Origin of the sequence: Flavobacterium rhamnosi (assembly GCF_048286515.1) — a bacterium.
Lineage (GTDB): Bacteria > Bacteroidota > Bacteroidia > Flavobacteriales > Flavobacteriaceae > Flavobacterium.
In genome coordinates this window covers 259,219-272,313 of sequence record NZ_JBLVPS010000001.1, presented here as the reverse complement: position 1 = coordinate 272,313, position 13,095 = coordinate 259,219, and the positions used below count along the sequence as shown (strand labels likewise).

7 protein-coding genes are annotated in these 13,095 nt (G+C 35.4%); 3 read left to right on the top strand and 4 right to left on the bottom strand.

Annotated features, from left to right (window positions below):
* Positions 1-5: 5 nt before the first annotated feature.
* The gene (locus ACNQGN_RS01200) at positions 6-3,068 is read right to left on the bottom strand and encodes a SusC/RagA family TonB-linked outer membrane protein (protein WP_417986051.1); all 3,063 of its coding nucleotides are present in this window, start codon (positions 3,066-3,068) and stop codon (positions 6-8) included.
* Between the two features lie 206 nt (positions 3,069-3,274).
* Positions 3,275-7,483: a hybrid sensor histidine kinase/response regulator transcription factor gene (locus tag ACNQGN_RS01195; protein ID WP_417986050.1), complete on the bottom strand. Its 4,209-nt coding sequence runs from the start codon at positions 7,481-7,483 to the stop codon at positions 3,275-3,277.
* Positions 7,484-7,859: 376 nt separating this feature from the next.
* Here ACNQGN_RS01195 and ACNQGN_RS01190 point away from each other — a divergent pair, with 376 nt between their 5' ends.
* Both ACNQGN_RS01190 and ACNQGN_RS01185 read left to right on the top strand, forming a co-directional pair.
* Positions 7,860-8,642 carry an RMD1 family protein gene (locus ACNQGN_RS01190; RefSeq protein ID WP_417986049.1) on the top strand — a complete coding sequence of 261 codons (783 nt, stop codon included), beginning with the start codon at positions 7,860-7,862 and terminating at the stop codon, positions 8,640-8,642.
* A 199-nt stretch (positions 8,643-8,841) separates the two neighbouring features.
* A complete protein-coding gene (locus ACNQGN_RS01185; RefSeq protein ID WP_417986048.1) occupies positions 8,842-9,552 on the top strand; it encodes a GYF domain-containing protein in 711 nt (236 codons plus the stop codon).
* A 3-nt stretch (positions 9,553-9,555) separates the two neighbouring features.
* On the opposite strand, the gene ACNQGN_RS01180 is transcribed toward ACNQGN_RS01185, so the two are convergent.
* Together ACNQGN_RS01180 and ACNQGN_RS01175 are read right to left on the bottom strand one after the other, a co-directional pair.
* Positions 9,556-10,032 (bottom strand): DNA polymerase ligase N-terminal domain-containing protein, encoded by a 477-nt coding sequence (locus tag ACNQGN_RS01180; RefSeq protein WP_417986047.1) that lies wholly within the window; start codon positions 10,030-10,032, stop codon positions 9,556-9,558.
* A 170-nt stretch (positions 10,033-10,202) separates the two neighbouring features.
* The gene (locus tag ACNQGN_RS01175; RefSeq protein WP_417986046.1) at positions 10,203-10,568 is read right to left on the bottom strand and encodes a hypothetical protein; all 366 of its coding nucleotides are present in this window, start codon (positions 10,566-10,568) and stop codon (positions 10,203-10,205) included.
* Between the two features lie 327 nt (positions 10,569-10,895).
* Here ACNQGN_RS01175 and ACNQGN_RS01170 point away from each other — a divergent pair, with 327 nt between their 5' ends.
* Positions 10,896-12,989, top strand: a complete 2,094-nt coding sequence (locus tag ACNQGN_RS01170; protein WP_417986045.1) for a M3 family metallopeptidase — start codon at positions 10,896-10,898, stop codon at positions 12,987-12,989.
* Positions 12,990-13,095: the final 106 nt, after the last annotated feature.

Here is a 13,095-nt window from a genome sequence, read left to right as displayed (position 1 = left end):
TTTATTTAAAGTTTAACTCTTACTCCAAAAATAAACGACTTCGATTGAGGATATGTTCCTTTATCAATCAATGAAGTAGATTCCGGATCCAAGCCTGTATAATCAGTTATCGTAAATAAATTTTGACCTGACGCATACATACGCATGTCTTTTATACCCAAAACAGTTTTACTAAAAGTATACCCAATTTCTAAGTTTTTCAATCTCAAATAAGAAGCATCTTCCACAAAAACACTAGATACATTACCACCACCATTATTGTTAAAAGTAACGCGAGGAGTTGTATTACTTGTTCCTTCACCATTCCAGCTATCTAATACTGCTGTTGTAGAATTGAAAGGACGGCTATCATAATTTAAGATTTGCTTCAAATCATTGTAACGGTCTACCCCTTCTACTCCTTGCAATAAGAAAGAGATATCAAAGTTTTTGTAACTCGCATTAAAATTGACTCCGTAAGTAACTTTTGGAATTGGATTTCCAATAAAAGTTCTGTCATCAGCATTTATTTGTCCATCACTGTTTAAATCTTTAAACTTAATGTCCCCAGGTTGAGTAGCATTAGCATTTGAAAATAAATGAGTACTAACTTCCGCTGAATTTTGATAAATACCATCAAACTGATAGCCATAATAAGAGCTTATCGGTTGCCCTGTTTCTGTTTTTGTATGTGAAAAATCGTCAGTGATGTTTTTTACAAATTCATGAAGTTTATTCACTCTGTTTGTAAGGGTAGCAATGTTTGCATTTATACCGTATTTAAACTCATTATCATTATTTTGAAAATTCACACCAAATTCAAGTCCTTTATTGTTGACTTCTCCAGCATTTACAAAAGTTCTTTCTATAACTCCTACTGATACTGCAGGTAAGCCCACGGTTAATAAGATATCATCAGTTGTTTTTGTGAAATAATCCGCTGTAAAACTCAATTTGTTATTCAGGATTCCTAAATCAACTCCAAAGTTAGTTTGTGTAGTGGTTTCCCATTTCAAATCCGGATTACCGTAACGAACTACATTTACAACTCCTCCGGTAGAAGACACCAATGTTTCGTAAGCATTATTTGGTAATTCCTGATTTCCGGCTTCACCCCAACTTGCTCTTAATTTTAAATTAGAAATCCAGTCTGATTTTTTCATGAAATCTTCCTGAGATACTACCCAGCCCGCAGAAACAGATGGAAAATATCCCCATTTATTATTCGGTCCAAATCGCGAAGAAGCATCTGCTCTCATTGTTGCTGATGCAAAATATTTGTTATCATATCCATAGGTTCCAGAAGCAAAATAAGATAACAAACTCCAGTTGCTGGCTGATCCTGAACTGTACGCATTAGTTGTACTTCCATAATCCAGGTATCTGAAAGGATCTGTAGTATTGTCAAAATTTTGTCTGCTGCCGCCCATTGCTGCCGCTTTGCTATTGATGTTTTCCATTCCCAGCAATGCGTTTATGCTATGCACTTCTTTGAACGTTTTAATATAATTCAATGTATTGGTAAAAGTAAATGTCATTTCCTGACCTCTATTTTCATCTAAACCATTAGGTCTGTTGTTTCTTCCCAAACCATAATATTGATTAGAAGGATCATTGATATTAGCATCTCCAAAGTTTGAAGCAAAATTCTTATTGTGAGAAAATTTGATATCTACACCTAAATTACTTTTGAATTTTAGCGATTTATCTCTCAACAAAGCATACTCACCGTATAAATTTCCAAAAGTCTGAAATGTATTTCTTTTGTCATCAGTAAAGTGAACAATAGCTATTGGATTGGAAGTGAATTCGTAAATCTTACTCCATCCGTCATTAGGTCCTGTGTAAAAAGGTAAATCCGTATATGGATTTCTTTGCGAATAAGTTGGATCGGAAACATCTTTATAAACACCTAAAACCGGTGGACGAATCAATGCATGACGAATAACTCCCGGTGCATCTCCACTAGAAGATAATTTGTCCTGTTTTGCGTAGCTGATTTGAAGATTAGTCCCCACCTTAAAACGATCTGAAATGTCTGCATTAACATTTGATCTGAAATTAAAACGTTCAAATTGATCATTATCCTCCACCACAATACCGTCATGTCCAAAATAACCTCCGGAAATTAAATACTGTACGTTTTCAGAACCACCACTTGCCGAAACCTGGAAGTTTTTAGATATACCTGTAGTGAATAACTCATCCTGCCAATCCGTGTTCGCCAAATCAGTTCTGCTTCTGTCAGCTGCATATGGGCTAATTGCCGATGCTGCATTTCCGGCAGTGTTATGCCAGGCCTGATCTTTTACCGTTAAGTATTGATCCGTGTTCAACATTTTTGGAAGGTTTGTGGCATAGTGAATTCCGGAGTACATATCAACATCAAAACTTGATCTGCCTTTGAGTCCACTCTTAGTTGTAATTAAAACAACTCCACTAGCTGCTCTGGAACCATAAATAGCTCCTGCCGCTGCATCCTTTAATACCGACATCGATTTGATATCCGATTGATTAAGGAAAGAAATATCACGGGTAGGTACACCATCGATAACATAGAGAACGTCATTCTTACCAAGAGTTCCTTCCCCTCTGATGCGTAATTTTATACCATCACCAGGAGCACCTGTATTAGCAGCTACAAAAACACCGGCAACTTGTCCTTGCAAGGCCTGAGCAACATCTACCACTCTTGTTTTTGAAAGATCTCCCAAATTAACCGTGCTGACTGCTCCCGTAATGGAAGCTTTCTTTTGAGTGGTATATCCTACGACAACTACTTCCTCTAATTTTTGTGAATCTTCAACTAGTACGACATTCACTGTACTGTTGCCTTTAACAGCAATTTCTTTGGTTACAAACCCAATATAACTAAAAACTAAAATTGCGTTTGAATCTACAGTAATGGTATAATTTCCATCAAAATCAGTAGCTGTATTTATAGCCGTTCCCTTGACAGCCACATTTACTTGTGGCAATGGGCCACTGCTATCCGAAACTACCCCTTTCACGGTTTGAGCATACATTACACTCCCTGATACTATTGTCCATAATAAGACAATATTATAAATTACATTTTTTCTCATCATGAGGAAGTGTTAAATTGGTTAATAAATAGATTGATTTTTTTCATGTTAATAAAAATTAGGTTAATTAAATGCATTAATGGTTTTTTTTGACTTAAAAATCAGTTTATAAAAGTAATTCCAGAGCATAAAAAAAGGTGTACACTATTTCATCAAAAGTGTACACCTGGGTTAAAGATGCTGGTTTTCAGAATTTTAAAAGCTATCTGCTATTTGGTTTTGTATTTAAGCTGATAATTTTTAGGAGTGGTATTGTATATTTTTTTAAACTCACGGTAAAAATAGGAACGGTTGTTAAAACCGGATTGGTAACACACCTCAGAAACCGTCAATACATTCTTACGCAAAAGTTCAGCCGCATATTTTAATCGTATTGTTCGAATTAAATCACTCGGTGTAAAACCGAAAATCTGTTTGATTTTCCGGTACAACTGCGAGTTGCTAATGCCCAATTCTTTCTCAATAAATAAACTTTGAAGATTTTCATTATCAATATTTTTACGGATCAACTCAATTATTCTTTTTACAAAATCTTTTTCTTCACTATTGATGGGAAGAGTAGATAGGTTTTCGCTCAGCGTATCCTGAGTAAAGTGCTTTAGTATTAATTCTTTTTCTTCCAGCAATTTTTGGATCCTTACCAATAAGTGATCGGGATAAAATGGTTTCGGAATATAGGAATTCGCGCCGCTTTCCAAACCTTCAATTCGATGAATAACCGAATCTTTTGCGGTAAGCATAATAAAAGGAATATGACAGGTTTTAATATCTGTTTTGATTTTTTTACAAAGGTCTACCCCATCCATCAAAGGCATCATGACATCGCTAATGATAATATCCGGAATTTCCTTTTCAAGAATCGCTACAGCTTCTACACCATTAAAAGCTACAATGATTTTATATTTTTCATTTAATAAATCATTCAGAAACAAATGAATTTCTTTCTCATCTTCAACTATTAAAACTGTTTTTCTACGGTCTTCCAGTCCTTCAAGGGATGAAATTTTATTTGGAATAGCATCGTCCTTGCCAGGGATTTCTTCAAGGATATTCTTAAGATGATGCGAAATCAACACCGGGCTTACTTCTACGTCCAATTCTTTTTCAGAAAACGCCTGTTTGCTACAAGGAACCAGAATAGTAAAGGTTGTCTCTTGATCCGGAACGCTCGAAACCAATATTTTACCTCGCAATACGGTGACCAGTTTTTTAATATAGGCCAGCCCGATACCCGTCCTAAACATATCATTTTCAGTTCCTACATTGGGGTCGGAAAGGAAAAATCGATCAAATAACGAATCTAATTTTTGTTTTGGAATTCCTTTCCCTGTGTTTATGATTGTTATGTTTAATCTTTTGGGATCCTCATCCTGAATGCGAAACTTGAGATCAATTTTTCCATTTTCAGGCGTGTATTTAAAAGCATTTGACATCAGGTTAAATACTATTTTTTCAATTTTATCCTTGTCAAACCATCCCGGCAATGTTGAAGGGATGTCCAGATTATAGTCAATATTTTTATCTAGTGCCCATTCGTCAAATAATTCAGCTATTTGTTCGACCAGGTTTACAAGATCAAATTCTCTTGCCGTTACCTCTAAATAATCATATTCGGCTTTTCTGAATTCCAATAGCTGCTGCGTCAGAAACAACAATCTTGACGAGTTGCGCTGAATCATCTGTATGAACTTCTGATTTCTTTCGCTGAGATTTGCGGTCTCAGATAGTTTTTGAGCAGGTCCGACAATCAGGGTTAAAGGAGTTTGAAATTCATGGGCAACATTCGTAAAAAATGTAAGCCGGTTTTCATGAAGTTCTTCTTCTCTTTTTCGGAAAAGTATATTTTGGCTCAAAGATTGTCGTTTCCTGTAATAACTGAGCACAAATAGTATAAAAAGGGCTGCCAATACAGTATAAATTGCAATGGCAAGATTCGACTGCCAAAACACTGGCTTGATTCGGATATCAATAGCATGAACCGGTTTACTCCAAACGCCATCGCTGTTAGACCACTTTATCCACAAAGAATAGTTTCCCTTGGGAACGTTGGTGAAGGAAATCGTTCTTCGATTGTTAATATAATTCCAATTCTTATCAAAGTTCATCAATTGGTAGGCATATTGGCATTTTTCATTATTGATATAGGTCAAAGCTGCCAATTCAATATCAAAAAAGTTTTGATTGTGTTTTAAAACAATCGACGGATTCGTATTGGAAGTAGGCGCAATCACCAATCCCTGATAATACGGAATCGCTTGATTTTGCCCGCTGATCTTATCAATAAGAATGTCAGGAATAATGGATGATTCTTTTATTTTCTGCGGTAAAAAATAATTAAATCCTTTTATTCCTCCCATAAAAATATAGTCTGATTTTGCATCCTGGTAAAAAGCGCCATCGGCAAATTCATTATTTTGAAGACCTTCGTTTTTTGTATAATTAATGAATTTTGATCCGTTAAGGATGAAATTGGATAACCCAAAATTGGTACTTATCCAGAGATTGGATTTTTTATCCGAAACAATTCCGTGAATAGTATTATTGGGAAGTCCCTGTTTAACGGTAAAGCTTTTAAACACCGCTTTGCCGTCACTTTTTAAAACTTCCAACAAATTCAACCCAAAACTGGTACCTATCCAAAGTCTGTTTTTGCTATCGGTCTGCAAGCATAATATATCATTATTAGACAGGCTCGTAGGATCGTTTAGTATGTTTTTATAGGTTTGAAACTGACCTGATTCTTTGTCAAAAAGATTCAAACCTCCCAATCGGGTCCCAATCCAGAGCTGGCCTTGATTCTTCGGAATTATTGAAAAAATAATATTACTGCTCAATGCTTTTTCGCTGTTATTGGCTGCAACGTATTTTTTGAATTCAGTTACTTTTAATTTTTCGCCGGAACGCTCAATTTTACAACGAATCATTCCGTAGCCATTGGTTCCTAGCCAAACAAATCCATTTTCATCCTGATAAATAGTGTATGTTGACTTAAAATAATCACATTTCTCATTCCCTAAAATTTCCGACCAATTAATAAGTCTTGCTTTTTTCAGATCAAAAACAGTAATCCCATTACCATCGGTACCTATAAAAATTAAATCTCCCTTCCCTTTACATAGCGCATATACGGCATTATTAATAGTACTGTTACTTTCATTGAAAGTTGAATATTGTAACGGTTTTTCAGCATTCAGATAAAAATCAGAAGCAAAGCGAAACAATCCTTTGCCTTTAGTTCCAACCCAGAAAGAATTGTTTTCTACTTCCAGAAATGCTCTGACTATCCCACCATCAAGTTCAGGGATTTGTGCCTTAGAAACTAAATTAAATGCCTTTTTAAGCGGATACATTTTAAAGATTCCATCACCATCAGTGCCGGTCCAAAGCACATTTTCGCTTCCTTGAATTAAGGTTGTGATCTTCTGATTCTTCAAGTATTTTAACCCTGATTTTTTCGTGTTTTTCCCTTTGCTGTCGATAACAAAATAGCCTGACTTGCTGGAAAGCACAAGGCCTTCAGGAACATGCCCAATACAATTTTCAATATTTTTTTCAGAAAGAATTTGATTTTTTTTATCCGTTAAGGAATGTACGACAGCATTTCCTGTTGTGGTTACAATACAAACTTTCTCTTTGGAAACCATTCCAAAGGTTTTGACGTTTTTTGAAATCAATCTTACTTTTGAAACTGTTTTCTTGTTGTTTTTTGTTTCAAGTGACACGGTATAAAGGTCATTATTCTCAAACAAAACGAGTATTTCACCCGTTTTCGAGAATTCCATTTTTAGCACCGCTTTTGTAGAAAGACTTTTCGTTTTTAACAATTGAAACTCCGTCCCGTCAAAGTACCCTATACCCCAATCTTTTACAGCACAAAAAACTTTCTTTGAAGGGTCAAGTGCCATGTTAAATTCGGATTCTGATAATGGCGGCTTGTTCTTTCTGGTAAAATAATAACGCTGAAAAGTATCCGTTTTTTTATCATACCGATTAATTCCGTGCATGGTTAATATCCAGATTCGCCCCGTATTATCCTCGTCTATCTTCAGGATTACCTGGTTGCTCAGGCTATTTTCATTGTCTAGCTCCGGTCTGAAAATTTTGAAATTATTTCCGTCATACCGATTTAGTCCATCCCAGGTACCGATCCAAAGCAAATTTTCGGAATCCTGAAAAATAGCATTAACGGAACTGTTTGATAGTCCTTTAGTATTGTCTAATTGTTCTGAAGAATATTTTAAATCCAGTGTCTTAGAGGAGTCTAAAAGTGATTTAACACTACCATTCTGAATTTTCGGCATCGCAGCCCCTGAAGCACTGTACAGCACTGCATTATCTATAGATGTCGATTTTTCTTTATTGTTACAAGCAACAAGTCCTATAAAAATAAAGCTGATGAATAACGTTTTAAATTTCAATGTAAAAAAGTGTTTTTTATTTTTTTGGCTTTTCTGGAAGGAATACTATCACTAATACTACTATTGCACCCCTTATTTTCATTTTGTTATTAAACAGGCATAAAGTTAACATTCCAGTAATTTTAAGGGCCTATATCTTATGCCAGAAAATAAGATTTAACGAAATCGATATAATTTTTAAGTCCTCAAATGTACAAAAAATAGTTGTCGGTAGAAAAAGAGTTAGAAGCCAGCTGTTTTTTATAGTACAATGAGACGTATTTATTCTCTTTTAACTTCATTTTTAAGATCACAACATTGAATACCAACTCAATAACAGAGCGCAAATCGCAACGTAAAGTGAAAAATTTCTTAAATTTGTATAAAATAGTTTGTTATGGAAATTCGAATCGAAGCTGTTCAGATTGCCGAGTCTTTCAATATCAAAAAATTTCGTGCTGATTTTCGTGCCGAAGCCCATTCGGGTTCCACTTCTGAAGTTTTTTATGCACTGGAAGAAAGCGAACGTTATTTATATGTTTTTGATTATGGCGTGGTGGTCTTTGCCAATTATGATGCTGTAGCCAAAAGTGAATTTGTGAGTTTTATAAAAAATTATGCCACAACTCTGGTGGACCTGGATTTGTCGGAACAGTATCGCATTGAAACCGATGAAAAACAACAAAAGATCATCGTAAAAAACAATTATGTCACCGTTCCCCAAATTGACTCTTCTTTCCTGCGAATCGTAATGCTTAACATAGGACAATCTGTTGCGCTGGAATTTTATGAAGTACTAACCGATGAGCTCATTACATCTTCAAAACACTATATTCTGGAATTGGAACAACGTGGAAAACTCAGTATTTCCAAAACGAATTTGCTCAAATACATCGGTAAAGTTTTGAACGTCAAAAACAGCATTGTAGATAATTTATATATTCTTGATGATCCGAATTTGGTTTGGGATAATGAGGAACTCAACTTGCTCAACCGCCATCTAAAAGCTAATTTTGATATCAATACCCGTTTTAAGGATCTTGATTACCGCCTGCAAATTGTAGAAAACAATCTTACGCTCTTTACCGATGTACTGAACGTGCGTGAAAGCTCCCGCTTAGAATGGGTTGTCATCATATTAATTGCCCTCGAGATTGTAATTGCCTTATTTTTTCATTGAAATGCGACCAATACCCAGTCCTTCCTAACAGTGCATAAACCTTTCTTTGGCTCTTTATTATAGACAAACTATTTTTTGTTATTTTTGCTTTCACAAAAAACTATTTAGTGAAAAATAAAGTGCTTTGTAATTTTACAGTGTAAATCTTTATAAGACCATTAAAAAATTACCCCAAATAAGCCCTATTAAAACATTATAAATGAAAACCTATTACATTCATAACGGCACTGAAAACAGCGGCCCATTTGTCCTGGAAGAATTAAAAGCCAAAAAAATTACAAAAACAACTTTGGTATGGTTCGAAGGTATGGATGAATGGAAATATGCCGGGGATATAGAGGAATTAAAAAGTATTTTGTTAGTAATACCGCCGCCGCTTAAAAACATCCCCCCTTTACCAAAAGAGGAAAAAAAAGAAGCCCCTACCACTATTTTGGGCTTAGATAAAAACATCTTTTTTTTAGCTTGCGGAATTTTAGCTTTAGTTATCGGGACCCTTATTTTCGATACCTATCAGCAAAACAGAAGTAGTGAATTAGAACAAAAAAACAACCAGACTGAATTTCGAAATGAGCAACTTGAACTTCAGCAAAAAGAAATTGACGAGCAAAAAATACAGCTCGCCATCCAGGAAAAAATAGAATCCGAAAGGCTGTCAAATGAAAAAAAAGACTCTATCAATAGTAGGCTTTTAGAAATCAAGAAACTACTCGTTTACAACAAAACTAATTTAGAGGAGAGTAAACTTAAATTAGCGGATGCTAAAGAATTTCAACTATTAAGATCACCAGATGACAGGGATGAGGATATTAGCCTGATTGAAAATGACATCAGCCATTGGCAAAGTGAAAATAAAAAACTAGAAAACGAAATGTATCGATTGTACTTAAAACTACAAACCGTTCACTAAAAATTATTTTTCTAAACCCTCTAAAGTCACATTGGAAATTACAGATTTATCTTGTTTCAAAACATCATCGGCGCTCGCATATTGATCTTTTTTCTTTATTAAAAGCCAGGTGTTTTCCTGTTTCGTTTTTAGCCTCACCAATGCAAATTCACCTTTGAGTTTTTTTCCATTTAAACTAAAACCAAGAGCACCTTCTTCTAAATCGGATTTTATCTTATTTTCAACCTCTTTAGCCTCTGTTGGATCTGCTAATGTGTAGGTTCCGTTATCCCAGACAATAACACTTCCTGCACCGTGACTTCCTTCAGGAATAACGCCCTCAAAGTCTTTGTAATCAAAAGGATGATCTTCCACCATAATAGCCAGTCTTTTATCCGCAGGATTCATCGATGGACCTTTGGGTATGGCCCAACTTTTTAATATACCGTCGAGTTCGAGTCGAAAATCATAATGTAAATGGGAAGCGGCATGTTTCTGCACACGAAAATCAATTCATTTGATGCTTTTTTAATTTCACCCTTGGGTTCCACAGTGTCTGTATTCAAAGACATGGTCAATACGATTAACGTTCAAACGTTTTTAAAAACTACAGATTCAGCCATTGCACCTGAAATCAGCTAGAGACAAACTGAAAATCATTTCGCTTTTTTTCAACTTTTATCTCCTGTATTCTCGTCTAGATTGCTATGATTATCACCGCCAATACTGTAATGATTGTTTTCTTCATCTTCATTCCCTGAATTTTCCCCTTCGTCATCTAATTCTGATCCGGGAACATCTAAATCTCCACCAGAGACATCTTCGTTAAAATCTTTTTGATTCAATTCAGTCACATTATTTATTTCAACTGCTGCCTTATTTTTAGAAATATCTTCCGGGTCAATTTCCATTTCTTTATGGAATTGGCTGTACATATCCTCACTTGGAGGATAGGTAAGTGAATCGGGTAATTTATTTTTATCCTTCTTATCCGATTTCTTTTTATCGGTATTCGATTTATCGTCAGTATTTTTCATTTCAACGGATTATTTAATTGATTTTCAGAACACTAATATAATCATTTTTAAACAAAAATGCATTTTATACGTAGTAAAAAACAGCGTCTTAATCCCGATTGGAGGTGAGAACACTTTGTACATTCTTTCCCCATTTCGAGCTTACAAACCGGGAAATACCAATTCAAATCAATTGCTGCTTCTTAAGAATCCGCTATCTTTCAAACAAGAGTATTGTGCTCCAAAATTTCTTAAATTAAAGTTAAGTACCATTCTTCGGTTTCCTAATCAAGCTGAAATCTTCTAAATTTACAGAGACTATTTATCTATTTTACAAACAACTACAAAATGGTACCAATGGAAGCCCCCGAAAAAGAACAAAATGAAGCAATAAATCCATTTTTTCAGCCCTACAATACGCCTTATAATGTTCCGCCTTTTGACAAAATTAGAAACGAGCATTTTAAACCCGCAATTTTGGAAGGCATTAAACTGCATCAGGTACAAGTTGATCAAATCGCAGCTAATGCTGCTGTGCCCACTTTTGATAATACAATTCTTGCCATGGAAAATGCAGGAGAATTTCTTTTGAATGTCAATATGTTATTTTCTAATCTAAACGGTGCAAACACCAACGATGAACTTCAAAACATAGCCAAAGAACTCGCTCCAAGCTTAGCATCACATAACGACAATATCTATTTGAATAAAAACGTATTCTCAAAAGTTAAAGCGCTTTGGAATGAAAAAGAAAAGCTAAATCTGAACGTAGAACAAGCAAAAGTTTTAGATAATTTATACAAAGCATTTGTACGAAGCGGCGCTAATTTAGCGGATTCAGACAAAGATAAACTGAGAAAAATAAATGAGGAACTTTCACTGACCTGTCTGAAATACGGACAAAATATTTTGGCTGAAACCAATTCATACAAGTTAATTATTGAAGATGTAAATAAGCTGTCGGGATTATCCCAAGAATTAATTACTGCTGCCCTCGAAGAAGGGAAATCAAAAGGAAACGACGGCAAATGGATTTTTACCTTATCCAATTCCAGTGTAATTCCCTTTTTGCAATACAGTGCCAATAGAAATTTAAGACAGCAAATATGGGAAGCCTATCAAAGCCGTGGAAATCATGATGACGATCTTGACAATAAAGACAATGCCCTGAAACTGGCGAATCTTCGCAGCGAAAAAGCCAGACTTCTTGGTTATGAAACGCACGCCAGCTATATTTTGGAGGAAGCCATGGCCAAAACTCCTGAAAAGGTGTATACACTTTTGAATGATTTATGGAAACCAGCTTTAGAAATTGCCAAAACGGAAGCTGCAGATATTCAGGAAATGATGAAAAAAGACGGAATCAACGATTCAGTACAGCCCTACGATTGGCGCTATTATACTGAAAAAATTCGAAAAGAACGTTTTGATTTAGACGAACAGGAATTAAAACCCTATTTTAGTTTAGAACATGTGAGAAAAGGAGTTTTTCGAGTTACCGAAAACTTATATGGCTTAAAATTCAAGCCCTTACATGACGTGCCAAAATACCATGAAGAGGTGGATGTTTGGGAAGTTTCAGAATCCGACGGAACACATGTAGGCATTTTATACATGGATTTTTATCCCCGAAATTCAAAACGTGGCGGTGCGTGGATGACCTCCTACAGAACCCAAAAAACAGTTGACGGACTGCGGCAGGCTCCTGTAATTTCTATTGTTTGCAATTTTTCCAAACCTACGGAAAACAGTCCTGCGCTATTGACTTTTGACGAAGTAACCACTTTTTTCCACGAATTTGGTCACGCTTTACACGGATTATTATCTAGTGTAACCTATAGAAGTTTAGCCGGTACCAATGTTCCAAGAGATTTTGTTGAACTGCCTTCGCAAATTATGGAAAATTGGGCTGTAGAACCGGAAGTTTTAAAAATGTATGCCAAGCATTACCAGACCGGAAAAGTCATTCCTGATGCTTTAATTAAAAAAATACAAGAATCAAGTACTTTTGATCAGGGTTTTATGACTACGGAATATTTGGCAGCTTCCTTTTTAGATTTAAAGTACCATACTCAAAAGTCCGCAATTACAACAGATGCCAATACTTTTGAGAAAAACGCAATGGACGAAATCGGTTTAATACCTGCAATCATTCCAAGATACAGAAGCACCTATTACAATCATATATTCTCCGGCGGTTACTCGGCGGGATATTACAGTTACATCTGGTCAGGTGTTTTGGATACTGATGCTTTTGAAGTTTTCAAAACAACCAGTTTATTCAATCCTGAAAAAGCAAAATCATTTCGAAAAAACATTTTAGAAAAAGGCGGCACTGAAGATCCAATGGTACTGTACAAACGTTTCCGTGGAGCGGAACCCAGTGTTGCGCCTTTATTGAGAAAACGAGGCTTAGACAAAAAAGAAACAACAGCACCTTAAAAAACCTCCGAAGGTTAATTGTTCTGAAAATAAAACAGCCTATTCTTAACGCAATTGGAATAGGCTATTTTGTTTTTTAATGGTTTTAATAAACTATAGTACTCTT

Bases quoted from the DNA above. Each gene is read 5' to 3' on its own strand.
- ACNQGN_RS01200 (WP_417986051.1), bottom strand. From the start codon at position 3,068: ATGATGAGAAAAAATGTAATTTATAATATTGTCTTATTATGGACAATA.
- ACNQGN_RS01190 (WP_417986049.1), top strand. From the start codon at position 7,860: ATGGAAATTCGAATCGAAGCTGTTCAGATTGCCGAGTCTTTCAATATC.
- ACNQGN_RS01185 (WP_417986048.1), top strand. From the start codon at position 8,842: ATGAAAACCTATTACATTCATAACGGCACTGAAAACAGCGGCCCATTT.
- ACNQGN_RS01175 (WP_417986046.1), bottom strand. From the start codon at position 10,568: ATGAAAAATACTGACGATAAATCGAATACCGATAAAAAGAAATCGGAT.
- ACNQGN_RS01170 (WP_417986045.1), top strand. From the start codon at position 10,896: ATGGTACCAATGGAAGCCCCCGAAAAAGAACAAAATGAAGCAATAAAT.